Below are 26686 nucleotides of genomic sequence, written 5' to 3'. Positions count from 1 at the left end.
ATCCGGCAAAGGAGATGGCGACTTCTCTGCAAGTGCTGTGCAATCCCGCGCCAGCGCGGACCTGCAAGAACCGCGCCTGCGACATCATTCGAAGACCGCACCATCGATGAAGCCATCCGCCGGCATCGGCACCTGGCCCGCCTCGCCACTCAGCCACCAGGGCGCCGGATGCGTGCCTTCACTGCGCTCATCCGCCACCGGCACCACCATGCCCAGCTTGCGCGCCGCCGTGCGGTAAAGATCCGGTCGCACACAGCGTGTCAGCGCCGCCTCGAGATCCTCGTCATTGAAGCCCTGCAGATGCCCCCAGCGCTGCATCTGGGCGATGTACCAGCGTGTCTGGGAACGCCACGGGAAGTTGGCCGCATAGCGATGGAAGATGGTCCAGCCAGGATTGTGCTGCTGGAAGTCGTCCACCGACTGCTCGACATCGACGTCTTCCAGGCCGCGCGTCACCACGCTCATCGGCACCTCCGGCATGCCCTCGTCGTGCAGCCACTCGGCGGCCTTGGCCCGATTGCCGGGGCGGTCCAGCCAGGCGCAGGCATTGAGCAGCGCGCGAATCAGCGCCTGATGCGCCAGCGGATGCTGCTCCGCCCAGTCCTCGCGCACGCCCAGCACCTTTTCCTGCCCGAAGCGCCAGATATCGTGACTGCCCGCCACCACCTGCCCCATGCCCTGCGCCGCCGCCAGGCTGTTCCAGGGCTCACCGACACAGAAGCCATCCAGCGCACCGCTGGCCAGCTGCGCCGCCATCAGCGGCGGCGCCACGGCGCGCATCTCGACGTCGCGGTCCGGATTGATGCCGCCCGCCGCCAGCCAGTAGCGCAACAGATAACGATGCGAGGAGAACGGATGCACGCTGGCCAGCTTGAGCAGTGGCTCGCCACGCTGCTTGCGCTCGTGCACATGTGCCGCCAGCGCCTTCGCGACCTGCAACGGACTGGAGAGGTCGTGGCCGTCCTCGCCGAGGGTGGCCATCAGCGCGCGCGACAGCGTGATGGAGTTGCCGCCCAGATTCAGTGTCATGGCACTGATCACCGGCGTGGCGCGGCCATCCAGGCCCAGGGTCGAGGTCAGCGGCATCAGCGCCAGCATCTGCGCGCCCTGCAGCACGCCGGTCTGCAGGTCATCACGCAACGCCGCCCACGAGGGTTGCCACTTGAGTGTCACCGCCAGCCCCTCCTCGCGGAAAAGCCCCAACTGCTCAGCGACCACGAAGGGCGCGGCATCATTGAGTGGCATCAGGCCCAGCGTCAGCTGATGGCCATTCAGGGGTACATCTGTGGGCATCACGCACACCTCTTGAACGATCGAGAGAGAAGGACAGTACGGCGACCGGCTCAGCGCCGACGCGCGGCCTTGAGCAGCTCATCGGCCAGCTCATGCAGGGCCAGGCGCCGGTTCATGGCGGTCTTGCGCAGGTATTGATAGGCGGCATCTTCACTGAGCCCGCGCGTCTCCATCACCACGGCCTTGGCACGATCGACGCTGCGCCGCTGCACCAATGTGGTCTGGGTACGGTTGAGCTCCCCCTTGAGCGCACGGTGCGCCTCGAAGCTGGTGATGGCGACCTCGACCATGCTGCGCACCATCGCTGGCATGACGTGGTCCACCACATAGGCCGAGACACCGGCGCCGGCCGCCTCACGCACGAGGTCCGGGGCATCTTCACTGGCCAGCATGATCATCGGCTTGGGATAGCGTCGCCCCAGCTGGCCGAGATGCTCCAGGGTGTCGCGGCTGGGCAGGTCGGCGTCGATGATCACCGCATCGGGCTGATGCTGCTCGACCAGCGCGTGCAGGTCCTCGTGCTCGTCAACGCGCAGCGCCACCTCGAAGCCGGCGCTCAATAGCGCCTGCTCCAGCGCGGCGGAGCGCTCACTGCGGACATCGACGATCAGCACGGTCACGGGCATGTCAGGTTTCCTTGGGTCGGGCATGAGACTTGCCGTACACCCAAGCAGGATTCGTGCCGCAATCTGGTGCAACCCTGCGGCCAAAGGCCTTCAGAGCGGCCGAGCCGAAAGCGTCGCTGCACTGCAATGAGGCATGCGCCTTGCCGACCCTCCCAGCGCCATCTGCGTGCGCCAGACTGGTACCTCGCGCCTTGCTGACGCACCGCCAGCGCGCATCAAGCGCGCACCCAGCCCGGGACACCGCCTGCGCGTGCCAACCTACTGCCCTCGCCAAGCCATTGATCTTCTGGGACTTGTCCCGCCCACACCCCCGCAACTGGCGCGCTACTTGCTTTGTTCCTGTCACTTGCCGCACAGACGCTCTGCTGCCGGCAACCATGGCATCACCGACTGCTGCCATCGCTATCCATGACGTGGACCAGGCTCTTCGGAGTACGAGTGCGTCGAACCAGGCCCCTCAATGACGAGGCGCCCTTGCTGTCGTTCATTCACAGCCGTTCGACCACTCGCCGAGCACACCTGACTTCGTGCCCGGCACCGACGCTGAATCAGGAGCCCACTCATGGATATCCGCAACAAGGCCAGCCGCATCCGGCTGTTCAGCTTCAACACCCCGCAAATGCGCGCCTTCCACATGTCGTGGTTCGCCTTCCACGTCTGCTTCTTCGGCTGGTTCGGCATCGCGCCGCTGATGGCCGTGGTGCGTGACGACCTCGGCCTGACCAAGACCCAGATCGGCAACACCATCATCGCCTCCGTCGCCATCACGGTGATCGTGCGCCTCGCCATCGGCGTGCTGTGTGATCGCATCGGGCCACGCAAGGCCTACACCTGGCTGCTGTGCCTCGGCTCGCTGCCGGTGATGTGCATCGGCTTCGCCGACAGCTTCGAATCCTTCTTCCTGGCCCGTCTGGCCATCGGTGCCATCGGCGCTTCCTTCGTCATCACCCAGTACCACACCTCCGTGATGTTCGGCCCCAACGTGGTCGGCACTGCCAACGCCACCACCGCGGGCTGGGGCAACCTGGGCGGCGGCACCACCCAGATGCTGATGCCGCTGGTGATGGCCGGCCTGCTGATGCTGGGCGTCGAGCAGACCCTGGGCTGGCGTCTGGCGATGGTCGTGCCGGGCATCGTGCTGTTCCTGACCGGTATCGCCTACTACTTCTTCACCCAGGATGCGCCGGACGGCAACTTCAGCGAGCTGCGTGAGCGTGGTGAGCTGCCCAAGGCCGAGAAGGAATACAGCATGCGCGCCACCTTCGGCGCGGCGGCACGCGACATCCGTGTCTGGGCCCTGTTCCTCGTCTATGGCGCCTGCTTCGGGGTCGAGCTGACCATCAACAACGTCGCCGCCATCTACTTCTTCGATCACTTCGATCTCGACCTCGCCACCGCCGGTCTCATCGCGGGCCTGTTCGGCCTGATGAACCTGTTCGCCCGCACCCTGGGCGGCGTGTTCTCCGACCTGTTCGCCCGCCAGTCCGGCCTCAAGGGCCGCGTGCGCTGGCTGTTCATCGCGCTGCTGTGTGAAGGCGTGGCGCTGGTCGGCTTCGCCCAGATGGAAACCCTCGCGGTGGCCATCGGCATCATGCTGGTCTTCAGCCTCTTCGTGCAGATGGCAGAAGGCGCGACCTTCGGTATCGTGCCCTTCGTCAATCGCAAGGCACTCGGCGCGGTCGCCGGTATCGTCGGTGCGGGCGGCAACGCAGGCGCGGTCGCCGCGGGCTTCCTGTTCCGCAGTGAGGAGCTGACCTACCAGGAAGGCCTGATGTACCTGGGCATGGGCGTGATCGTGATCTCGCTGTTCGCGCTGCTGGTGCGCTTCAGCGCCGCCACCGAAGCCGAGGAAAGCCGCGCCTACGACGCCGCCGTCGCGGACCGCAAGCAGCAGAGCGAGCAACAGCCCGCCTCGGCATAAGCGGACTTCCTTCTCCCCGAGCCAGACACAAGAAGGCCCCGCCTCATGGGAGGCGGGGCCTTCTTGTGTCTGATGACAGCTCAGGTCAGCGGCGACTCATCGCGGCGCTGGCAGCCGAGCCTCAGCTATCGGTGGCGTTCTCGACGCTATCACCGGCTTCCTCGACGGCGTTGTCCATCTTCTCGCCAGCCTTCTCCATCGGGCCTTCGTCCTCGCAACCGGCGAGCGACAGGCCACCGAGACCGAGCATGGCAATCATCAGCGAACTACCCAGAGTCTTGAGCTTCATGATGTCTCTCCTTGAATCATCGGTCGGAATGACGCGACAGCTGCCATCACACTCAGGCTGCCACGTGGTGTTACCCATGACATGGAGCTGGAGCCTTGCCGTTTCAAGGGTCACGCAACGCCGAGTTGCCTGTTGCTGATCAAAACCAACCGCTCAGGGCTGTTCAGGACACCCACTCAGGGCTGCTCAGATCAACCGCGCAAGGCTGCTCAGATACCCAGCTCAGAGAAGGTATCGGGAAACTGCACTTCACCGCCCAGCCCCTCCAGATAGTCCGGCAGCAGCTCGAAGGCCACGAAGGAACCCGGCACGTCGTCATGATGGCAGTAGAGCCCGTAATGACACGCCGGATGAAAGCCCAGGTGGGTATAGAAATCCGCATGGCCGGCCGCCACCACGGCCCCCGCCCCCAGCAGCCGGCAGCGCTTGACCGCCGAGATCACCAGCCGCTTGCCGATGCCGTGACGCTGATGCTGGGGCAGCACCGCCAGCGGCGCCAACGCCATCAGCACGCGGTCCGGATAGCCGGAAAGCTCCACCCGCGACACCATCACATGCCCCAGCAGGCCGCCCTCGCCTTCACTGAGGTGGCGACCGGTCTCCGGGTCGGTGACACGCTCGGCCACCAGCGAAATCTGCGTCAGATTGCCTCGACGCAATCTGTCACCCAGGCGCGCTTCACGATGGCCGGCAAAGACGGATTCATGAATGCGGTAGATGCGCTCATGATCAATGAGACGTTCTTCACGAATGCGAAGATTATCGACGGCGTTGGCAGTCATCACGAGGTACCGAATCAGCGCCCTGATGGCCAGGGACGTTACCTCAAGCTTAGCCACCGCCCGCAGCGGCTGCGAGCGTCAATCTGCTGCTCAAAAAGCACGATGCCCGCCGTGGTGGCGGGCATCGCTTGGGGTGATATCAAGGTCGCATGGCAGATGAAAAGCCTGGTTCAGCCCCTCTCAGGCTTCTCGCCGCTACCGGTCAGACACGTCACCGAAACTACTCGAGCATCGCGCCGACGCTGCCCGCCTCAGCTCTTGAGACGGCGCGCGCGGAAGGAGCGCCCCTTGAGCTTGCCGTTCATCAGCTGGGTGAGTGCCGACTTGGCGACATCACGCTCCACAGCGAGGAAGGTGGTCCGCGCCAGTACCTTGATCTTGCCGATCTTGCTGCCTTCCAGGCCGCCGTCACCGGTCAGCGCGCCGAGGATATCGCCGGGACGCAGCTTGTCCTTCTTGCCGCCGTCGATCTGCAGCGTCGCCATGCGCGCATGGAACGGCTCGCGCGTCAGCATGCTTTTCGAGGGCAGCGGCTCGGCTTCCAGCGTCTGCTCGAGGAATTCGCCCAATTTGGTCAGGCGATAGTCTTCCTTCTCGGTGTACAGCGTGCAGGCGATGCCGGAGCTGCCGGCGCGGCCGGTACGCCCGACACGGTGCACGTGGGCGTCGAGATCACGCGCGATCTCGTAGTTGAACACCGCGTCCAGCGCTTCGATATCCAGCCCGCGTGCCGCGACATCAGTGGCCACCAGAATCGAGGTGCTCTTGTTGGCGAACATCACCAGTGTCTGGTCACGCTCGCGCTGTTCGAGATCACCGTGCAGCGCCATGGCGCTGAAGCCGTGCTCATTGAGCGCGTCGCTGACTTCCTGCGCCTGACGCTTGGTGTTGCAGAACACCACGCTGGATTCCGGGCGGTACTTGAGCAGCAGGATACGCAGCGCCTCGAAGCGCGCCTCGTCATCGGCGACACGGTGGAACAGCTGACGGATGCTGCTGTCATCGTGGGTGGAAGCCACCTCGATGCTGACCGGGTCACGCAGCATGCGCTCGGCGATCGGGCGCACGCCATCGGCGAAGGTCGCGCTGAACAGCAGCGTCTGACGCTCCTCCGGGGTCTCGGCGACGATGGCATCCAGCACCTCGGCGAAGCCCATGTCGAGCATGCGGTCGGCTTCATCCAGCACCAGGGTGTTGAGCTCGACCAGGCTCAGGCTGCCCTTGCGCAGGTGCTCATCCACGCGCCCCGGCGTGCCGACGATGATGTGCGCGCCGTGTTCCAGCGAGCCCAGCTGCGGGCCGAAGGGCGCGCCGCCGCACAGAGTCAGCACCTTGACGTTGTGCAGGCCGCGCGCCAGACGACGGATCTCGCCGGCGACCTGATCGGCCAGCTCACGCGTCGGGCACAGCACCAGTGACTGCACACGGAAGCGCGAGACCTTGAGACGCGACAGCAGCCCCAGGCCGAAGGCAGCGGTCTTGCCGGAGCCAGTCTGGCCCTGGGCGATGACATCGCGGCCTTGCAGCATCGGCGGCAGGCTCTGCGCCTGAATCGGCGTCATGGTGTGATATTCGAGCGTGGCGAGGTTGTCGAGCAGCTCGGGCGCCAGCGCCAGAGAGGCAAAGGCAGGGGTGGCGGTGGCGTCAGTCACGGGGACATTCCTTCAATCGATGAACAGGCACGAGCCGAACGGGCTTACGCGCGGGCGCAGAGCATAGCAGAGCGTGGCCACTAACGCCTGCCACGGATGCCAGCACCTGATACCGGCTCCCCAGGCGAGATAGCCTTTTTGAGCAACGCCCTCTCTTGCCCGCCAGACTCACCTCTCAGCACACCGTATGAGCCAGCTCGAATGTGACTCAACTCAAAGCATGATTTTCGTCACGACAGGATTCGATTCCCGCCAAATATCATTTATTAATTATCGTTAATTAAACAAAATGGCCAACGGTCAGTTGGCATGTCACGAAATCCCATATCAGGCGGTGGTTGAGTCGCTGCATATTTCACGCCGTGCATTTCCTGCAGCGCACTTCACGAAAATGGCGCCGACATTCGTGACGGGATAATCATCAAGACGTTCTTGTTATCTGCCTCAGACTATCAGTGCCAATGACACACCAGGATTGGCGCATACCGAGATGGGCCCATCCCCATGCCGGGTATGAGGAATGCCACCTCTCATCAGTGATGTGCTGCTGGATACCGCTCGGCTACCGCAGCGGTGCCGCTGCGCGCCCAGAGGCTCCACCTGAATCGATGTCATGAATATCAATGACTTGCAGATAGCGAAATGCTGTCCGTGCCGCACAGGCGTTTTCGATCTCGGGGTGGTCTCCCGAATTGGGTCGTTGCAAGCGCACTGACAGCCAGTGCGAAACCGGTCATCACGCTGGTCATGAAACCGGTCATCAAGCCCGGCGCAAGGCACAGGTCGCCGGCACTCAGAACCGGCACTCAGAACCGGCAACACCATGGAAACACCATTGACGTGAATCCTGCAGCTTCATCGCTGCAATGCGCGGCACCACACGCATGCAAGTTGCTGTAATAGCACGTCAAAGAGCAAATGATATCGCACGGACAGGCGATCTTTGCCACCCGCAACACCACGGTCACCGCTGCCCCGACAACAGGGGAGCAGCAATAGAGCGGCGCAGTCTTCAAGCCGCCAGCTGTCAGAGGGGATCACACCTCTCTACCGAAACAGCCACAAGATGTCACTACGACCCAGGGAGCAAGACGACATGAAGGACCTCTCAAGAATCACGGGCTACGGATGTATCGTGGCCGGTGTCGGCCCGGCAGGCATGGGATTTCTGTTCAATGCCCTCAAGACAGGCCAGATCACGACACTGGCCCGCCACGGACTGTTGATTCTCGATGCCGGCGGTACCCACGCCAGCGGCAAGCTTGGCGCTGGTCGACTGGGCGAATATCGCATCACCGCCAACTCGGTCGGCGATGTGTTCCTCGACTGCCTGCGCGACCCGGCACTCGCCGACGTGCTGGCCCCGCTTGAAAGCGAAGCCTGCCTGGAGCGAATCCGGGCCGATCCCTACTCCTCCCCGCGACTCGATGAGATCGGCGAGCTGCTGGAAGCCGCCAGTGCCCTGGTATTGGCGCACATCACCGCCCTGCCGGGCGTCGAGATGTGGTGCGGCACCAGCCTGGACACGCTGCAGTACCTCGATGGCACCAGCATTCTGACCCTCTCGCATGAACCGGAAGTGGCCCAGCGCACGTCGCGACTGCGCACCGAGAACCTGGTGCTCAATCTGGGCGGCCAGCAGTGCCCGGAGCGATTGACCCAGAGCCTCAATCGTCAGGGACTGACACCGTCGCGGCGCGCACGCATCTACAGCGGCGATGAGCTGTTGCGCATGCCGCCGGGGCAGCTGCGCAGCCTGCTGCTGCCGCGCCTGCGGCGTGGTGGTCGCGTCTGTGTGGTGGGTGGCTCGCACAGCGCCTTCTCGATGCTCGACGTGCTGGCCGACGCGCTGCGCAATACCCGCGTCAAGGAGATTACCCTGCTGCATCGCTCGCCGATTCGGCTGTTCTTCGAGAACGCCGAAGAAGCGCGCGCCGCAGGCTATCACTACGATGCCGAGCGCGATGTGTGCCCGATCAGCGGTCGCATCAACCGTTCCGGCGGGCTGCGCTACCGGGCACTGGCCATCGGTCAGGAAATTCTGGCCACCGGCCGCATCGAAGAGTGCGCGATGGACATCCAGCTGGTACAGACCGGCCCCGGCAGTGCCCAACGCCTGGAACTGGCCAGCGAAGTGCTCGCCGACGCGCCCATCGTGGTGCAGTGCAACGGCTATCAGCCGATTCTGCCCACCATCAGCGACGCCCATCATCAGCCCATCACGTTGCGCGAGGTGAATGGCGGGCTGGATTCCGATGCCAACGGCAACCCCTGCGACATCCACGGCCAGCGTCTTGCGGGCCTCTACATGTTCGGGCTGGGCGCCGGTCTTGCCGTCGACCCGACACTGGGCAGTGAAGCCTCCTTCGATGGCCGCATCTATGGCGTCTGGCAGTTCCACAATCACGCCAGCCTGCCGGCCCTCCACGCCATCATCGCGCGCAACGCCAGTGACGACGCACTCGGCAGCGACACTGCTCACTCCGTCGGTCAGGTGATCGCCAGCGATCGCGGCATGGCAAGCGTCAGCGGCAGTGGAATGACCAGCGCTAGCGACAAGACCAGCGACAAGACCATCGCAAACAGTGTCGTCAGCGAGAAAGCCAGCGCGGACAGCCTCGAACAGACGAGCGACGCTGAGGACTTCTCCAGCGCCCTCAAGGTGCTGAGTGATTCACTGGGCCTGCAGCAGAAATCCCGCATGGCGTAGCAAGGCATGACGTGACCTGAGCAAGCACAGTGCTGCCTGTGGGCCTTGCCATCAGATGATTACGTAATGCTGGTTATGGAGCACAGTAGAAAGAATCATGGGCTTTACCACCTGTACATAATCCAACTGATTGCCTTTTGGATAAACATAACAAGAAACAACATATAACGACGCTGGAGCCCCCACTCTCCCCGGCGCAAGCAAGAAAGGCCACACGAAGACGCACGATGGCGATACCTCCCCACACAAAAGCGCCGCCCGGGCATGTCCCAAGCGGCGCTTTTGTGTGTCATCTCAGCAAGAGCTTTGGCCGAACCTTGCAGCCAGCTCGGCCACGGGCACTTAGCGTGCCGCTTCTTCCTCAAGACGCGCCTGCTTGCCACCGAGGGTGAAGCAGGTGTCGATCTCGCGCAGCATGAACAGCGCGACACAGGCGGCCAGCATCGGCCAGGCGGCGAAGAACAGCAGGTGATCGAACGGGTCCAGATACTGCTTGAAGGCAGAGAAGGTAGACCCGGCGTGCAGCAACAGCACCAGACCGTAGGTGAGGGTCTTCTTCACGCCGGTGACGAACAGCAGCAACAACACCATCTCGATGACGGCAATCGCGATGACGATGCCCTCGCCCATGCCACCGATGGCATAGAACTTCTCGAAGATGGCAGCGGCGTGGCCAGGATTGAAGAACTTGTCCAGTGTCCACATCGTGATCACGAGGAAGACCCCGAGGCGCAGCAGCAACAGGGAAATGCGGATTCGATCGGCGTACTTCGTCATGTCAATTCTCTCCAGGGGGAATGGGCCAGCGCTGCAACGCAGCAGGCACGTACTGCTGTGTACGCACGAAGTGGCCGTCTGGTTGCATCGATTGATGATTTTTCTCGCAAAATTAACCACTTGGCAGCGTAATCCCGCCTCGCGCCCCTTGGCGCAAACGCCTGCCGCATCGAAGGGTCTAACGCCCTCAAGCTGCCATTGCTGGGCGAAACGGCAGCAGTGACTGCCGCGCAAGAGACGCTGACTCTCCCGCCATCCAACACTCTGCCTTTGTCGCTGTCTGATCCATCTGCGGCTATCGCCTTTGCAGCCCCGCCCTGACCTTTGTCCCTAGCCCTCGACCCTCGGCCGGCCTACCGGCTCGCCCTTCGCGCTGGAGTTTATCCACATGGCCTCCAAGACTGATCATTCCTCTGCTTGTCCGTCGTCAGACGCTTCAATGCCGGGCTCTTCCAGCCAGCTCTCTCCTGCGCTGCGCCGCTGGCAAGCGCCCGGGCCTGGCGACTCGCACCTGCCGGCACGCATTGCCGAGGCGCGCTTTCCGGCCTTGAGCGCCCAACTGCTGGCGCATGCCGCGCGCATTGCAGCAGAACGCGAGCGCGGCGAGATTCTCGACTACGCCTGTGCCATGAGTGCGGTGCCGACGGTGATTCAGGAGATCTGGCTGGCCAGTGGCGAGCTTGAGACATTCGCATTACGCGAAGGCATCCAGATCGAGAGCCTGGCGGAGCTGCTGGGTGAGCACACTCCGCCTGACAGCCCCGCCACGGCTGCACAAAGTGGCGAGCCAGCGCGGGTCGTGAGGCCCCTTGATACTTTCGACTGGCTGCATCTGGCGCTGGAGCAGCTGTTGCAGATACATCAGGATAAGCAACGTTTACACTCAGACTGATGTATCTCGGCGCCAAAACTCGTATGGTGAGAGAGAGGCTCGGCCTGTCGTCGATCAAGATGACGCGCGAGCCTCGAGCACGACTGTCATATGCACGACTGGAACGCATTTCTGGTACGAGCAACAAGGCACGACATCAAGCACAGCACGCGGAGCAGAACATCACGATCGATCATTGAAAACGACCAGCCGAGGAGGTTCACATGAAGGTCTACAAACCTGAATGGCGTTGCACGCTCGACGTGACGGAAGGCCCCGACCCCACCGCCCGCTGGAAAACACGGCTTGCCTGGCGCTTGCGCGCCCTCGCCGACCGCTTTGATGGCGGTAGTCGTACGATGAAGATTGACTGCAATGTCACCCCGGCGCTCACCCGCGAAGAGGTCGACACCTGCCTGGGCAAGGGCTTCGCCCTCAGCCAGAATCTGATGCTGCAACTGGCCAACCACAGCGCCTGCGAAGATGTCCTACGCGACGCCAAGGCCGAGCTCTACGAAGAAGAGCAACACCCGATGTAATAGTCTGATCTGAGTAGAATCCCGCAGATCAACCCATCGGTGAAGGTAGTCCGCAAGACGCATGAAAAAGCCCTCCCGGCGATGCCGGGAGGGCTTTTTTGATGTTTTATATCAGCGCCTTGATCACACCTCTGGCCCCAGCTCTCCCTACCTATAACAGCGACAAAAATACTGACAACGTCGCCCCCCGCCTCACCCTGTACAATGGCTCCCTCAAGCCGCTCCTCCTAACCTCAGGCCCACCATGTCCATTTCCGCGCGTCCTTCCAAGCTGAGCTTGCCTCAGGTCAATCCCGGTGTGACGACGGTGCTGGAGTATCTGCTGCTCAAGTTTCCGGCGATTGCCGAGTCACGCTGGCGCGAGCGCATGGCGGAGGGCAAGGTGCATCGCGATGATGGATCGCGGATTACGCCTGAGTCGCCCTACCAGCCACATCTGCGCGTGTTCTATTACCGCGAGGTGGCAAGCGAGCCGAGCATTCCCTTCGCGGAGCGGATTCTCTATCAGGATGAGCACATTCTGGTGGCCTACAAGCCGCACTTCCTGCCGGTGACGCCCGGCGGCCTGTACGTGAACGAGTGCCTGCAACAGCGGCTGCGCAAGCGCACCGGAATAGAGGCGCTGCAGGCGGTTCATCGGCTGGATAGGGTCACGGCGGGGCTGGTGCTGTGCTCCGTCAATCCCGACACGCGCCCCCTCTACCATCAGCTGTTCAAGTCACGAAATATCCACAAGACCTATCAGGCCATCGCCGAGACACACAGCGATGAATCCCTGGTGGGCCAGCAGTGGGAGGTGAAGAATCGTCTCGAGCAGAGCGAGCAACGCTTCCGCATTCATGTCACCGACGGCGCGGCCAACAGCCACTCGGTGATTCGCTGCGTGCAGCAGACAGCCAGCCAGGCATTGTTCGAGCTGCACCCTGTCACCGGCAGAACCCACCAGCTACGCGTGCATATGCAGACGCTGGGCTGGCCGATTCTGAATGACCGCTACTACCCCGTGCTGCAACCGCTCTCGCCGGATGACTACGCACGCCCCTTGCAGCTGCTCTCCAAGGGATTCGAGTTCATTGACCCCGTCACCGGCGAGGAAAGACGCTTCGAATACGACGGTGACCTGACACTGGCGTGAGCCGTGATGTAGCCCGTGGCTGTCGTCGCCAGCCGACGCACAGGCCACGGCATGTGCACAAAGAAATCATCTGGCGAAGGCTTCATGCTCGACGGCAGGCGGGCTAAGGTTTTCCTCCTGTCCCCGGAAAATAGGCCCATCGATGTCCCGACGTCTCGCAGTGACCGGAGGAGCCGCGCTGGCCGCGCTCCTGTCCTTCCCCGTCCTCGCACAACAAGGGCACGACGGGCCGCCGCCCGATCACGATGGCCCGCCGCCGATGTCAGCGGAAGACCAGGCGCTGAGCGAGGCACTGCGCGCGCGCATGGGCGATACCAGCACCCAGATGCAGAGCGTGCCCATCCCCGAGAGCGCCGCCGAGTGCGGCGACACACCCGGTTATGCGCGCATGCTGTGCCTGATTGATCTGCTCAAGGCGGATATCTCTGACGATGACATCCTGCAGAACCTGCAGCATGACTACTCCCTCGCAGAGGCCGAGAACTGGAGCAATCTGCCCGCTGGCGCCTTCCCGAAACGCCCCGGCGTGCTGCTGGGCGAGCTGAACATCAAGCAGCGCGGCCTCGTCAAAGCCATCATGCTGGAAGCCACCGGCCACGCGCCCGATGAAGGCTTCGACGAGATGCTCCAGACGCTCAACGCCGATGACTACATCAACACCGTCAGCACCGACTACAAGGCCGGTTACTCCTCCTACAACACCAAGTTCGCCTTCCTCGGCACGCCCGGCGAGACCGGCACCTGGGAGCTGTACTACGGCGGCCACCACATGGCCTTCGCCAACACCTACACCGACGGCAAGCTGGCCGGGGCCACGCCCTCCTTCCGTGGCGTGGAACCCTTCCCCTATTTCGAGATGAACGGCCGCGTGAACGAGCCGCTGACCCAGGAACGCGATGCCTTCGCCACCCTGTTGAGCTCGCTCTCCGATGATCAGCAGGCCAAGGCCACGCTGGAAGGCACCTACCGCGATATTCTCGCTGGCCCCCAGGCCGACGATGCCATCCCCGATAGCTATGAAGGCCTGCCGGTCTCCGAGCTGGATGATGACCAGCAAGCGCTGCTGCTGACGGCCATCGAAACCTACGTGGACGACATCTCCGCCCCCGAAGCCGCGGCCTACATGGAGAAGTACACCTCCGAGCTTCCCGAGACCTATCTCGGCTTCTCCGGCACGCCGCAGGTCAGCGCCGAAAACGATTATGTGCGCATACACGGCCCGTCGCTGTGGATCGAATTCTCGTTGCAGTCCAACAAGTCCACCGACAAGGTCGGCAACCATCCGCACTCGGTATGGCGTGACCGCACCGACGACTACGGCGGCCAGAGCGAATGACCCGCAGCTCGCCGTGGCGCGCGGCACTGCTCACGCTCGCGGTGATGATCGGCGGTAATGCCCTGGGAATCAGCGGCATGGGAGTCAGCGGCATGGGCATCGTCCAGACGGCTCACGCCCATGCCCTGCCCGGCAGCACGCTCCTCTTCCAGCAGCAGCCACAGCATACGCTCAAGCTCACTCTCCAGTTCCCGCATGAAGATCTGCTGATCGCCGCGCCACAACTGGCAGCGCTTGGTGACGCCAAGCCCGATGCTCCCTTGGCGCAGACGCTGACAGATCAACTCGGCGACTATCTCAATCAGCATCTGGCACTCTCCAAGGATGGCGACGCGCTACCGCTGACGCTCACCGAGGCGCATCTCACCTCCACCTATCAGCAACAACTCGGCGACTACCTGCTGGTCGTCACACAATGGGATGTGAAGACCGAGGAAGCCGAACCGAACTCACTGCTGCTGAAGTACGACGCCGTGATGCACGAAGTCCGCAATCACCGCGCCGAAGTCGAATGGCAAACTCCCGAAGGCGACACCCACCTGATGGCCGACTTCGGCTTCTTCCACTCCGCCCACGGCGTCCGGCTCGATCTACGCAAGGCCAGGCAGACGCCAGCCAAGCAGGAGTGAGCCGAGCTGGAGTAAACAAGGCGGTAAGCGTTTCCTGAAACGCGCCCACAAAAAAAGCCCTTCCGGCCAGTGGCCAGAAGGGCTTTTTGCTTGCTGCGTTCTGTATCTTGCTTTCGCTAGGGGCAGAATGCTGCCTCAGCTTTAACATATGGCTTCTACGAAGCTTCTTTCGCTAAGAGTTGCATATTTAGTGAGCTTGTTTTTAGGCCCGCTCTGTCGAACCGGTAGCGCATATAGGCAGAGATATCATCCTCGTGTGAGGATACAACCAACTGACAATGCTTAAGTTCACAACGAAGTAGATCAGTTAAGGATGCAATGTTTATTTCATCCAAAGATTGCGACGGATCATCAATAAGGATGAGAGGTACCTTAGCATAGACCTTGTTGAGTGAGAGAAAGAAGGCAAGGCTAAGTGCAGACACCTGACCAGAACTCATGGACATTACTGCATCATGCTCAGACTTTTCAGCAGTTAGGAACCTCAACTGCGTACCTTCGCGACTCTCGATGAACAGGCCCAGGCCACGCTGGTAATTTTGAATCAGTCGGCCACTATAGATATGGAATATGAACTCAATAGCCGAAATTGTCTGGTCGGTATAATTTTTCTCTGTTTCCTTCAGTGTGTCACGAAGTTTTTTGACTTTATCTCCTGCTTTTTGGGCTGCTTGGGTTTCTTTTTCGATAAGTTCAAGTTTGGAAGTACAGCTTTGTAGCCTGGTATTTTTAGCCTCGTTAGCTTTAACCGACATGTACTGTTCTTTACCCTTCAGGTCTTCAGCCGTGATTATGTAGAAGTCCTGTAGGTCTTTAAAAGCGCTATTTATTGTTTCACGCCAGTCCCCTGGCAGCGCTAAAGCATCAGACTCAACCTGTTTTTTATTTCTGAGAATTTCCTTGAGCTTCTCAAGTCGCTCATCTACTACGTCATTTATTTCCGTAAACGGGTCGGCAATTTGAATATTTTCTCTTTGCAGCCTCTCTTGTAATTGGGTTATAGCTGGGAGCCGAAGTTTAATTTTCTTCAGTGCTGCATGAAGATTTAATTCATATGTAGACATAAGGCGCTTTAGACTATTTTGTATATGGGCGTCTATGAGCTTCAGCTCAGCGTCTATATCAGAAATAAGGTTAACTAAGTTCTTGCCGTCTTGGCCTAATGAACTAGATATATGCTTAGCTCTTGTTTCAATGACACCCATCATTGTTTCGTGATCTTCCCAATCAGCACCACAGAGAGGGCACAACTGATCTTCGGGATAGGGCTTGCCATGTTCGTTAAGCAACTGATTTTTTAAGCGTTCCAATTCGACTATGACGTTCGCATTGGTATTACTTTTTTCTCTCAGACTGTTTCTGGATTCAATTTTTGACTCAAACCACTCAAGGCGCTCATCCGCCAAGTTTGGTAGTGATTGGGCTTCTTCGAACTTGATTGCAGTGCCGCCGCGTCTGATGATGCTTGCTGAACGCTCTAGTTTATCAATTCCTTTCTTAATAGCATCAAGCTCGTCTAGTCTGTCTAAGTCTTTACCAAACTGAGCCAGACTTCTCAGAGATTCCTCGTTACGTTCAATATCGGCATCGATGGTCTCATTGTGAACTCTGGTTTTTATCGTGGCTTTAAGTGGCAGAAGAGCGATAACCTTGCGAACGCATTCTTGGTAGGCAGCATGATCTGCCGCTGAATACGTTGAGAACAAGATCTCCTTGTCCCATCCTGGTTGGACATCTGTCGTCGATAGCTTTTTGTATTCAATGACCCCGACATCTGTCTGCAATATGCCTCTTAGGGTGGCTATCTCTTCAGTGAGTGATTCAACATTTGACTTACGCTGAGGATTATTGATGTGCTTTGTGATTTTACTATATATGTCGTTGCAGCTTTCGATCTCGGCTTCGATATCACTGATATTAAAGAGGTTTCCTAGTTTATCCTTGCGTTCATCTACCCGAGTGTGTAGCAGCCGGTTTTGACCTTGCTCCAGATAGTTTAGGAATGAAAAATTTTCTCTAAAGTTTTTTCCGAAAATTTCGTCAAGAAAACTATTGTTACGAAGATTGTTCTTCGTGAAGTCAGATGATTCGAATTCCGGTAGTTCGTAGAGCTTGAAATTCTCGTATTTATCTGCACGATTATTTGCTGGCTTTTTGAATACTGTAGCTGGACAATATCTGGCTAAAACAAGTTTTCGATCATCATTAATAAATTCAATTTTAATGCAAAGATCGTTCTCACCTGAGCGATTATTCCAGAAGAGGTTGTCCGCATAATCCCTTTTATTCTTGGTTAATAAAGTGGAAAATAGGTTTTGTATTCGATTGATCTGGCCGGTGAGAAGCAGCTCGATGGAGTCGAATATGCTTGTCTTGCCATAACCGTTAGGACCGTCCAGAGTTAGCAAGGACGACTCGCTGAGATCTAAGCAAACATGCTTAAATGCTTTAAAACTAGAGACTTCAATCTTGGATATTTTCCATTTCATTTCGAATCATTTCCTTGATAATATCGTCGGCGTTTTTGTTTGTGACTTTCTGAATAGTCGAATACATATCGTCCAAACCAGCTTCAGCAACGGCCTCAGTTGCTTGCAATCTCAAAGACACGAGGTTTCCTTGATGGCTAGGTAGTTCTAAGAAAGGAAGCTTGATAAAAGTCTTCGCTGCAAAGCTATATTGTGTGGCGACAAGAGGATTTTTTTTGTAGTCAAGAAACTCCTTTTTATCAGCAATCACAGACACTAGTTTTTCGTAGGTAAAATTAGTGAGAGCGCTTTCTTCCGCAATGCTGTAATAGAGGACATATTTTTTATAAAAATGCGGATCTTCCTCGATAGCGAAAATTTCTTCTTCGTGATCCTTGAATTCGGTCAAAACATCAAGACGATAAAGGAAAATCAAATCGCAATTCTTCTTGAAGCTTGGGTTTCTGAGAAACTCCTCAGGAGCCAACTGATTGATTCGGTTATTCAGCTCGGCGGGGGCAGAGAGATCGTCAAGTTTATGTACGACTGCGAATCTGATGGCTGACCGAGATTCACGAACATAAAAGCTTGTGGTGTCAAGTTCACGTTTACTTACAAAACTATGAGCAACAAGTGCTTCATCAATAATCTGCTTTATCATTCAGTCGATCCTCCGCGTCATCTTTTGTCATTACGTTAATGCATTGAGACTTCGTGATATTACTGCTAAGCTTTTCAACATCCTGCTTATTGTCGAAATCATCCGAGTTTGTGAATTTCGTATTGAAGGTGAAAGAGGTTTCTGCCTTGCTGGCGATTAGGTGGTTGTACTCAAACAGTAGTCTTAGCAGATCCCCATTATTTTTCATTTCACGAATCATATCCGATTCACACTCTTCGCTTTCATCTACGTCAAGAGCGGTAGGTACGTAGAATCGGTTTTCTCCATCTAGATAATGTGGTAGATGATCGAATATTGGCTCAGCCGAGATATCTTGGATGAGTTTGGTATATCGCCTAATGTCGTTCGTCTGAACGTCCTGAAACCGCTCGGAGGGTTTCATCATTTGACACAGAGTTTTCAATTCGTTGAAATGTGTATCACGAACGTGCTCGCACAGATATCTGGCTCTCTCATAAGTAGCATCATCCATTGTTAATAGCTCCTTATCTAGGCGCTCTTCTAGATGAGTCTGGAACCTGGCTTTCAGATCAACTGAATAGTAGTCCCGGTCCAGATAGGGATTTTCTTTTTTCAGATCTTCCAAAATAGTGCTTGCTTTAATACGATTCTCGTATGCAGCTCTATTTTCTGAGACTCTATCATCTTGATTTAATTTATGAATTTTTATTGCTTGGGTGCTGATTTTTTCTGATAGCAAGCAGTAATTAAAGTTTATAAGTTTTTCGCTAAGAGTAATAGATTCTTTTTTACATAACTTCTTTATGAGTTCTTTAGTCAGCTCCTCAATTTCACCTAAACCACAATGAAACTTATCTCCGTAACAATAAAATTTTACGACTTCTCCGCTAGTACCCTTGTGGTCAGAGGTATCATCTAACGGGACAGAGGTATGAAAATAACGCTTAGTACCCTTTATTTTGTCGTGCTCTATTAAAGTAGACTGCTCTAAGGCCCCAGCATAGCCACTCCGATACTTGGAAATTTTAGCTTTGACTTGATGTGCCGTATCTAGCTTGCCATTTATATAGATAGCAAAATCATCACTACTGTCTAGCTGTAGCTCGAAGTCAAGAGCGCCCTCGTTAATAATCTTGAGGGAATGATAAAGTGCAATTTTCCCTTGATAGACGAAGCCGCTCCAAGAGGATATAGCACTTTTAGGGTATTGCTCTTTATTTTCTTGGCTCACGGAAACTCCTTTTACCATTAGTGCACCAATATGATATTACTGAATACCAAATTTTCTGTGCATTCGCTAAGACTATTTTATATTTATATTTCATATTTTTACAAGGTTTATCAAAATTTTCTCAAGAAAAAATTCTAAACTGTAGAATCTAAGTGTAATGCCAGAGTTTCTATCTAAGATGTTTCACTCGTGACATATTCAGAATTCAACCTTACAGATCGCACTATCAACCGAGCATGTTTATTTTAGAAATTGATCTCGCTTTTGATTACTCGATTCCCAGACTTAAGACTATAGACTACTAGTTGAACATACAGCAGGATAAATACACAGACACCAATTACTTAATTAAATTCTTAAAAGACCTAGTAATAAAGCACTATGGAAAGCCATCCTATTCAGTCAGTCACAAAAAAGCCCTTCCGGCCAATGGCCTGAAGGGCTTTTTGCTTGCTGCGTTCTCGTCTCGATCAGGTCAAGAGACCGTCTAGACAGAACGCTGCGTCAGCTCAGCGAGGGGTGATCGTCAGGCGATCATTCCCACTCGATGGTGGCCGGCGGCTTGCTGCTGACGTCATAGGTGACGCGCGAGACGTGCTCCAGCTCGTTGATGATGCGGTTGGAGACCTTCTCCAGCAGCTCATACGGCAGGTGCGCCCAGCGGGCCGTCATGAAGTCGACGGTCTCGACGGCACGGATGCCGATGACCCACTCGTAACGGCGGCCATCGCCGACGACGCCGACGGACTTGACCGGCAGGAAGACGGCAAACGCCTGGCTGGTCTTGTGGTACCAGTCGAAGTTGTGCAGCTCTTCGATGAAGATGGCGTCGGCTTCACGCAGGATGTCTGCGTATTCCTTCTTCACTTCTCCGAGGATACGCACGCCCAGACCCGGCCCCGGGAAGGGGTGACGGTAGACCATGTCGTAGGGCAGGCCGAGTTCGAGACCGACCTTGCGGACTTCGTCCTTGAACAGTTCGCGCAGCGGCTCGACCAGTTCCATCTTCATGTCGTCCGGCAGGCCGCCGACATTGTGGTGGGACTTGATGACGTGGGACTTGCCGGTCTTGCTGGCAGCGGATTCGATCACGTCCGGGTAGATGGTGCCCTGGGCGAGGAAGTCGACATCCTTGAGCTTGGCGGCTTCGGCATCGAACACTTCGATGAAGGTGTTGCCGATGGCCTTGCGCTTGGCTTCCGGGTCGCTGACGCCAGCCAGCTTGCCGAGGAAGAGGTCTTCAGCGTCAACACGGATGACCTTCACGCCCATGTGGCGAGAGAAGGTTTCCATGACCTGGTCGCCTTCCTTCTTGCGCAGCAGGCCGTTGTCGACGAAGACGCAGGTCAGCTGGTCGCCGATGGCCTTGTGCAGCAGCGCCGCGACCACGGAGGAGTCGACACCGCCGGACAGGCCGAGCAGCACCTTGCGGTCACCGACCTGAGCGCGAACGCGATCCGTGAGGTCTTCGATGATCTTGGCCGGAGTCCACAGACGCTCGGACTGGCAGATCTCGATCACGAAGTGCTCGAGGATGCGCTGGCCCTGCAGGGTGTGGGTGACTTCCGGGTGGAACTGTACGCCGTAGAACTGCTTCTCTTCCCACGCCATGGCGGCGATCGGGCAGCTCGGGGTGGAGGCGGTGACGGTGAAGGTCTCCGGGACTTTCGCGACCTTGTCACCGTGGCTCATCCAGACGTCGAGCAGCGGGCGACCTTCGTCGTCCAGGTGGTCCTTGATGTCCTTGAACAGCGCGGACTCACCGTCGACACGAATCTGGGCATAGCCGAATTCGCGCACGTTGGAGCCTTCGACCTTGCCGCCGAGCTGCTCGGCCATGGTCTGCATGCCGTAACAGATGCCGAACACCGGCAGACCCATCTCGAACACGCACTCAGGCGCACGCGGCGAGTCCAGCTCGGTGACGGATTCCGGGCCACCGGCCAGGATGATGCCGTTGGGGTTGTACTCGCGGATCTCTTCTTCGGTGATGTCGAAGGCACGCACCTCGGAGAACACGCCCAGCTCACGCACGCGACGCGCGATCAGCTGTGTGTACTGGGAACCGAAATCGAGGATCAGGATCTTGTGGGAATGGATGTCTTGCATCTTCAGTCTCTCATTGGGGAGTCGTGAGACCCGCTTCGGAGCTGCGAGGGAGCGCAGGGCCGAAACAATCTGGCGTCGAGGGTAGCCGATACCGAAAGTTCGTTCGACCCAAGCAAAGCGGGAACCCGTGTTGGGCTCCCGCTTTGCGTCGCGCTTCGCTATGTATCAGTCGCGCCGATAGTTGGGCGCTTCCTTGGTGATCTGCACGTCGTGGACGTGGGATTCGGCGAAGCCGGCACCGGTGATCTGCACGAATTGCGGCACGGTGCGCATCTCTTCGATGGTCTGGCTACCGGTGTAGCCCATGGAGGCACGCAGGCCGCCCATCAGCTGGTGCACGATGGCGCTCATCATGCCCTTGTAGGGCACGCGGCCTTCGATGCCTTCCGGTACCAGCTTCTCGACGCCGGCATTCTTGTCCTGGAAGTAACGGTCGCTGGAACCCTGGGTCTGGGACATGGCGCCCATGGAACCCATGCCGCGATACGCCTTGTAGGTACGACCCTGGAACAGCTCGACTTCGCCCGGGGCTTCTTCCGTCCCGGCGAGCAGGCCGCCGATCATGACGATGCTGGCGCCTGCGGCGATGGCCTTGGCGATGTCACCGGAGAAGCGGATACCGCCATCGGCGATGACCGGCACGTCGTACTTGGCCATGGCGGCCGCGACGTTGGCGACAGCGCTCATCTGCGGCACACCGACACCGGCGACGATACGCGTGGTGCAGATGGAACCCGGACCGATGCCGACCTTGACGCCGTCTGCGCCGGCTTCTGCCAGGGCGATGGCGGCTTCAGCGGTCGCGATGTTGCCACCGATGACCTGAATCTTCGGGTGGTGCTCCTTGACCCAGGCGACGCGGTCGATCACGCCCTTGGAGTGACCGTGAGCGGTGTCGACGACGATGACGTCAACGCCGGCTTCGGCCAGTGCAGCGACGCGGTCCGGGGTTTCCGGGCCGGTGCCGACGGCGGCGCCGACCAGCAGGCTGCCGTTGCTGTCCTTCGCCGCGTTCGGGTAGGTCTTGACCTTCTCGATGTCGCGAACGGTAACGAGGCCGCGCAGGCGGAATTCGTCATCGACGATCGGCATCTTCTCGATGCGGCTTTCCTGCAGCTTGGCCTTGATCTGGTCCAGCGGCGTGCCTTCCAGCACGGTGACCAGCTTCTCGCGGCCGGTCATGATGCCCGCGACGGTATCGCTGAAGTCAGGCTGGAAGCGCATGTCGCGACCGGTCACGATGCCGACCAGGTATTCACCCTCGACCACCGGGAAGCCGGAGTAGCCATGCTCCTCGGACATTGCCAGCAGATCCTGGATCTTGGCCTTCGGGCTGACAGTGACCGGGTCACGCACGATGACGCTTTCGTGCTTCTTGACCTTGCGGACTTCCGCGGCCTGCTGGGCGATGCTCATGCTCTTGTGGATGATGCCGACACCACCTTCCTGCGCCATGGCGATGGCCAGGCGAGCTTCGGTGACGGTATCCATCGCAGAGGAGATAAGCGGGATATTGACGCTGATGTCGCGTGTGAGACGTGATCTCAGGCTGACGTCCTTGGGGAGGACCTCGGAGTAGCCGGGGACGAGAAGAACGTCATCAAACGTCAGAGCTTCTTGCGCTATACGTAGCATGTCGAACGCCCAGTAGCAGTTTATGAGGGATGCGCAAAAGCCGCAGTGCAGGGCCCGATGGACAGGCGCCATGACTACGGTTCTAGCGGTTGCTGCGAGGTAATCACCCATGATAACCCATTCGCCCCGCCCGAGACAAACGTCGCAGGCTATCAAACTCGCAACTTCACGTCCCGTCGACACTAACCATCTGGTCAACTAAAGCCACGGATGGCGCGGCCTGCGGGCTGGCGGGCGGTGAGTCACCTTGCCAGAGCCGAGCCTCGCTGGGTGCTGGCCAGCGCAGCGCATGGGACGCTTTGGATCGTCTCTCGCTTCTCGCCTGTGGCATCATTGCCTTGTTCTCTTCACAAGCTTCAATAGTCGCCCTCACTCAAGCTCCCCGTCAGCTCCAGCACAAGGAATGTCGCGTGTTCGAAACCTCGTCTGCCGCCAACGCCATCAGCGTGACCCAGCTCAACCGTGAGGCCAAGGGCCTGCTGGAGCGAGGCCTGGGGGAGCTCTGGATCGAGGGGGAGATCTCGGGCTATTCGCAGCCGCGCTCCGGCCACTGCTACTTCACGCTCAAGGATGACAACGCCCAGGTGCGCTGTGCGCTGTTCAAGAGCCGTGCCCAATTTCTGCGCGAGAAGCCCAAGGATGGTGACCGGGTGCGGGTACGCGCCAAGGTGTCACTGTTCGAGGCGCGTGGCGACTATCAGCTGATCGTCGAGGCGTTGCAGCAGGCGGGACTGGGGGAGTGGCTGGCGCGACTGGCACGCCTGAGAGAACAACTGGCGGCCGAGGGCGTGTTCGCCAATCAGCGCGCCCTGCCCTATCCGCCGCGCCATCTGGGCGTGATCACCTCCGCGACCGGCGCTGCGCTGCAGGATGTGATCGCGGTGACGCGCAAGCGTTGGCCGCAGGCGCATCTGAGCGTGTTGCCAGTCGCCGTGCAGGGGCCGCAGGCGGTGCCGCAGCTGATTCGCGCGGTGGCGATGGCCAATCGCGACAGCGACTGTGATGCGCTGCTGATCACACGTGGCGGCGGCAGCCTGGAAGACCTGTGGGCCTTCAATGATCAGCATCTGGCGCGCGCCATCTTCCACTCGCGCCTGCCGGTGGTGGCCGCCATCGGCCACGAGACCGATACCACCCTGGCGGAGCTGGCCGCCGACCTGCGCGCGCCGACGCCCTCCGCCGCCGCCGAGGCGCTGTACCCGGACCAACGCGCCCAGGTGCAGCAACTGACCGCCCTCAAGCAGCGCCTGTGGCGCGCGCAGCGGGCACGCCTCGACCAGGCGGCGCAGCGTCTGGATCATGCCCGCTCGCGCCTGCGTCACCCGGCCCGTGAGCTGGAAACCCAGCGCCAGCGTGCCCGCGAGCTGGAGCGCCGCCTGCACACCGCAGTGCGCATGCGCATGACCAGTGAGCAGCAGAAGGCCGACCAGCTGACCCGCCGCCTGCAGCAGGCCAGCCCCGCGCGTGACATCCAGCGTCACCGACAGCAACTGGCGATGCTGACCCCGCGCCTCAACAACGCCCTGCCACGTCGTCTGGCCGCTGACCGTGAGCGCCTGGAAGGCGCGATGCGCGCGCTGAATGCGGTCAGCCCGCTCAATGTGCTCAACCGTGGCTACGCCATCGTCGAACGCGTCGGCAGCAGCCAGACCCAAGCCCCCGGCGATAGCAAGGTGATTCGCGCCGCCCACCAGACCCAGCCCGGCGAGATGCTCTCGATCCGCCTCGGCGAAGGCCGCCTCGCCGTCGAGGTCAAACGTCGCTACAAGCCGCGCCCCTGATCCTCTGATCGGCACTGTCGCGCTACCAAACCGAAAAAGCCCCGCTACCTGAACAGGTAACGGGGCTTTTTCATGGGCGCTTCACGTCCGCCACACCGAGCCGCTTTTGACCACTCACCTTGCGCATAACTCACACTGACACTCGTGAACTGCTACGCAGGTCTTGACCCTGGTCTTTCGCGTGGCTTCGGACGCGATAAACCTAGAAGTCAGGCGGACCCTGCTCGGCGCCCGGCTTGAACACGCCCGGCTCCAGATCATGACGTCCCAGCAGCTTGTAGAAGTCGGTGCGGTTACGCCCGGCGATACGCGCCGCCTGGGTCACGTTGCCTTCGGTGATCTTCAGCACCTTGATCAGGTAGCTGCGCTCGAAGCCGGCACGCGCCTCGGAGAAGGACGGCAAGGCGTTCTCTTCCGCGGCCAGCGCCTGGGAGACCAGCGCTTCCGGAATCATCGAGGAGCTGGTCAGGGCGACACACTGCTCGACCACGTTGACCAGCTGACGCACGTTGCCCGGCCAGGCACTGGAGGCCAGCAGGTTGAGCGCTTCCGGCGAGAAGCCCTTCACGAACGGCTTGTGGCGCGCGGCGGCCTGGCTGATCAGGTACTTGGCCAGCAGCGGCACATCCTCGGCACGCTCGCGCAGGGCGGGCAGCTTCAGATTGACCACGTTGAGGCGGTAGTAGAGGTCTTCGCGGAAATCGCCGTCATGCATCGCCTTGTCGAGATTGCGGTGCGTGGCGGAGATGATGCGCACATCGATGGGCACCGAGGTGGTGGAGCCCAGCGGGCGAATCTGACGCTCCTGCAGGGCACGCAGCAGCTTGACCTGCAGCGCCAGCGGCATGTCGCCGATCTCGTCGAGGAACAGGGTGCCGCCGTCCGCCGCCTGGAACAGGCCCTGGTGGGCACTGACCGCGCCGGTGAACGAGCCCTTGGCGTGCCCGAACAGCTCGCTTTCCAGCAGCTGCTCCGGCAGCGCGCCACAGTTGATGGCGACGAAGGGACGCGAGGCGCGGGGGCTGGCGTTGTGGATGGCCTTGGCCATCAGCTCCTTGCCCGAACCGGACGGACCGGTGACCAGCACGCTGACATCGGATGCCGCTACCATGCGCGCCTGCTCGAGAATCTGCTCCATCTGCGGGGAGCGAGTGATGATGCCAGCGCGCCAGGCATCGTCACCCTCCTTTACGGGCGGCGCCTGGGCCAGCGCCTCATCGATGGCGGCGAACAGCTCGTCCTTGTCGACCGGCTTGGTCAGGAAGCTGAACACGCCCTGGCGGGTGGCACTGACGGCATCAGGAATGGAGCCGTGTGCGGTCAGCAGGATGACGGGCATGCCCGGCTGACGCTTCTGCAGCTCACCGAACAGGGCCATGCCATCCATTTCATCCATGCGCAGGTCGGACAGGACCAGGTCTGGACGTGCGGCTTCGAGACGGCTGAGCGCCTCGCGGCCACTGCTGGCCGTCGTGACCTTGAAGCCACGGCTTTCGAGACGCATGCCGAGCAGCTTGAGCAGGCTCGCATCATCATCGACGAGCAGAATATGCGCTTGTGCGTATTTCACACTAACTCTCCTTGCGACACCCGAGGGCCTGGGACATCGACGTCGGGGCCGCACAGTCTTGCGTCATGCAATCGCGGGGATTGAGTGACAGGGTCGTGGCCAGAGTCTGCCGCTGATGGCTCAGGGCGTGCTCTGGCGGCGCGAATTGATCGATTCTTCGATGGCCGTCAAGGCTTCCAGCTTCTTGGTCAGCTGGGCGTTCTCGGCGCTGAGCTTGCGACGGGCACCGTCATTCTTGTCACGCTCGGCGATCAGACCGCGACGCTCCTCGAGGCCATTGAGCCACTGGCGAAGCAGCGGCTGAAGGCGGCTCGGGGCGGTGGGCAGGTCCGCCTTGTAGAGGTCGGAGGCCAGCTCCCAGTCCGATTCATCGCCCCAGCTGAGCACGATGGCACGCGCGAGGCGACGGTCGTGGCGGTTGCCTTCCAGCTGCAACAGGGTGCTTTCACGCCAGCCGCTGTTGCCACGCTGGGCCTGCAGCGCGAAGGCGACCCATTCATCCAGCAGGCAGTCCTCGCCGGTGAAGTCCGGCAGGTCGCCGGCGCCGTAGCAGCTCTCCCGCACACTCGGGCTGACCACTTCCGGCTCGCTGCCCGGCATGGTGATATTGGTCAGGGCGCCACAGGCGCTAAGCGTACTGAGCAACACGCCTGCAGCCAGGCGCATCAGTAGTCGTTGACCCTTCATCA

The 26686-nt window shown here is 59.4% G+C and carries 21 protein-coding genes; 8 read left to right on the top strand and 13 right to left on the bottom strand.

Going from position 1 to position 26686, the window contains the following annotated elements; all coding sequences use genetic code 11:
* Window positions 1-84 precede the first annotated feature (84 nt).
* Together H2O77_RS02040 and H2O77_RS02035 are read right to left on the bottom strand one after the other, a co-directional pair.
* Complete coding sequence (locus tag H2O77_RS02040) at window positions 85-1293, bottom strand: CmpA/NrtA family ABC transporter substrate-binding protein (protein ID WP_215823796.1); 1209 nt, start codon at window positions 1291-1293, stop codon at window positions 85-87.
* 50 nt (window positions 1294-1343) lie between these two features.
* The gene (locus H2O77_RS02035; protein ID WP_054555320.1) at window positions 1344-1919 is read right to left on the bottom strand and encodes an ANTAR domain-containing protein; all 576 of its coding nucleotides are present in this window, start codon (window positions 1917-1919) and stop codon (window positions 1344-1346) included.
* A 562-nt stretch (window positions 1920-2481) separates the two neighbouring features.
* On the opposite strand from H2O77_RS02035, the gene H2O77_RS02030 reads away from it, so the two are divergent.
* The gene (locus H2O77_RS02030) at window positions 2482-3840 is read left to right on the top strand and encodes a NarK family nitrate/nitrite MFS transporter (RefSeq protein ID WP_043333727.1); all 1359 of its coding nucleotides are present in this window, start codon (window positions 2482-2484) and stop codon (window positions 3838-3840) included.
* Window positions 3841-3961: 121 nt separating this feature from the next.
* Here H2O77_RS02030 and H2O77_RS02025 read toward each other — a convergent pair whose 3' ends face one another.
* The 3 genes from H2O77_RS02025 to dbpA form a co-directional block, all read right to left on the bottom strand.
* A complete protein-coding gene (locus tag H2O77_RS02025) occupies window positions 3962-4129 on the bottom strand; it encodes a hypothetical protein (RefSeq protein ID WP_166019763.1) in 168 nt (55 codons plus the stop codon).
* Window positions 4130-4338: 209 nt separating this feature from the next.
* Entirely contained in the window at window positions 4339-4911 is a 573-nt protein-coding gene (locus tag H2O77_RS02020; RefSeq protein ID WP_215823795.1) for an N-acetyltransferase, read from the bottom strand.
* A 251-nt stretch (window positions 4912-5162) separates the two neighbouring features.
* Window positions 5163-6563, bottom strand: coding sequence for an ATP-dependent RNA helicase DbpA (gene dbpA, locus H2O77_RS02015; protein ID WP_043333726.1), 1401 nt, complete (start codon window positions 6561-6563; stop codon window positions 5163-5165).
* A gap of 1096 nt (window positions 6564-7659) precedes the next feature.
* On the opposite strand from dbpA, the gene H2O77_RS02010 reads away from it, so the two are divergent.
* Window positions 7660-9273: a hypothetical protein gene (locus tag H2O77_RS02010; RefSeq protein WP_215823794.1), complete on the top strand. Its 1614-nt coding sequence runs from the start codon at window positions 7660-7662 to the stop codon at window positions 9271-9273.
* A 342-nt stretch (window positions 9274-9615) separates the two neighbouring features.
* On the opposite strand, the gene H2O77_RS02005 is transcribed toward H2O77_RS02010, so the two are convergent.
* Window positions 9616-10050 (bottom strand): hypothetical protein, encoded by a 435-nt coding sequence (locus H2O77_RS02005; RefSeq protein ID WP_043333725.1) that lies wholly within the window; start codon window positions 10048-10050, stop codon window positions 9616-9618.
* Window positions 10051-10438: 388 nt separating this feature from the next.
* Between H2O77_RS02005 and H2O77_RS02000 the strand changes: the two genes are divergently transcribed.
* From H2O77_RS02000 to H2O77_RS01980, 5 genes are all read left to right on the top strand, one after another.
* Window positions 10439-10942 (top strand): hypothetical protein, encoded by a 504-nt coding sequence (locus H2O77_RS02000; protein WP_215823793.1) that lies wholly within the window; start codon window positions 10439-10441, stop codon window positions 10940-10942.
* 203 nt (window positions 10943-11145) lie between these two features.
* Window positions 11146-11460: a hypothetical protein gene (locus tag H2O77_RS01995; protein ID WP_043333722.1), complete on the top strand. Its 315-nt coding sequence runs from the start codon at window positions 11146-11148 to the stop codon at window positions 11458-11460.
* 244 nt (window positions 11461-11704) lie between these two features.
* Window positions 11705-12595 (top strand): pseudouridine synthase, encoded by an 891-nt coding sequence (locus H2O77_RS01990; protein ID WP_215823792.1) that lies wholly within the window; start codon window positions 11705-11707, stop codon window positions 12593-12595.
* 142 nt (window positions 12596-12737) lie between these two features.
* Entirely contained in the window at window positions 12738-13931 is a 1194-nt protein-coding gene (locus H2O77_RS01985; RefSeq protein ID WP_215823791.1) for a DUF3500 domain-containing protein, read from the top strand.
* Window positions 13928-14560 (top strand): hypothetical protein, encoded by a 633-nt coding sequence (locus H2O77_RS01980; RefSeq protein WP_215823790.1) that lies wholly within the window; start codon window positions 13928-13930, stop codon window positions 14558-14560. Before H2O77_RS01985 ends, H2O77_RS01980 begins: the two co-directional genes overlap by 4 nt.
* 155 nt (window positions 14561-14715) lie before the next feature.
* Here the strand turns inward: H2O77_RS01980 and H2O77_RS01975 are convergent, their stop codons facing one another.
* The 5 genes from H2O77_RS01975 to guaB form a co-directional block, all read right to left on the bottom strand.
* The gene (locus tag H2O77_RS01975) at window positions 14716-17049 is read right to left on the bottom strand and encodes an AAA family ATPase (RefSeq protein ID WP_215823789.1); all 2334 of its coding nucleotides are present in this window, start codon (window positions 17047-17049) and stop codon (window positions 14716-14718) included.
* Window positions 17024-17689, bottom strand: coding sequence for an ABC-three component system middle component 1 (locus H2O77_RS01970; RefSeq protein ID WP_215823788.1), 666 nt, complete (start codon window positions 17687-17689; stop codon window positions 17024-17026). Before H2O77_RS01970 ends, H2O77_RS01975 begins: the two co-directional genes overlap by 26 nt.
* Window positions 17670-18902 (bottom strand): ABC-three component system protein, encoded by a 1233-nt coding sequence (locus tag H2O77_RS01965; protein WP_240548676.1) that lies wholly within the window; start codon window positions 18900-18902, stop codon window positions 17670-17672. The genes H2O77_RS01970 and H2O77_RS01965 overlap by 20 nt, the downstream gene beginning before the upstream one ends.
* Before the next feature lie 534 nt (window positions 18903-19436).
* Window positions 19437-21011 (bottom strand): glutamine-hydrolyzing GMP synthase, encoded by a 1575-nt coding sequence (gene guaA, locus H2O77_RS01960; protein WP_215823786.1) that lies wholly within the window; start codon window positions 21009-21011, stop codon window positions 19437-19439.
* A gap of 165 nt (window positions 21012-21176) precedes the next feature.
* A complete protein-coding gene (gene guaB, locus H2O77_RS01955; protein WP_131431234.1) occupies window positions 21177-22646 on the bottom strand; it encodes an IMP dehydrogenase in 1470 nt (489 codons plus the stop codon).
* Window positions 22647-23056: 410 nt separating this feature from the next.
* On the opposite strand from guaB, the gene xseA reads away from it, so the two are divergent.
* A complete protein-coding gene (gene xseA, locus H2O77_RS01950; protein WP_215823785.1) occupies window positions 23057-24427 on the top strand; it encodes an exodeoxyribonuclease VII large subunit in 1371 nt (456 codons plus the stop codon).
* Window positions 24428-24629: 202 nt separating this feature from the next.
* On the opposite strand, the gene glrR is transcribed toward xseA, so the two are convergent.
* The gene (gene glrR, locus H2O77_RS01945; protein ID WP_054555312.1) at window positions 24630-25997 is read right to left on the bottom strand and encodes a two-component system response regulator GlrR; all 1368 of its coding nucleotides are present in this window, start codon (window positions 25995-25997) and stop codon (window positions 24630-24632) included.
* Between the two features lie 120 nt (window positions 25998-26117).
* A complete protein-coding gene (locus tag H2O77_RS01940; RefSeq protein ID WP_052384557.1) occupies window positions 26118-26684 on the bottom strand; it encodes a hypothetical protein in 567 nt (188 codons plus the stop codon).
* Window positions 26685-26686 lie beyond the last annotated feature (2 nt).

The organism is Cobetia sp. 4B, from assembly GCF_018831605.1.
GTDB classification, from domain to species: Bacteria; Pseudomonadota; Gammaproteobacteria; order Pseudomonadales; family Halomonadaceae; genus Cobetia; species Cobetia amphilecti.
The sequence above is the reverse complement of the archived record's forward strand: the minus strand, read 5'-3'. Positions and strand labels throughout refer to the sequence as shown.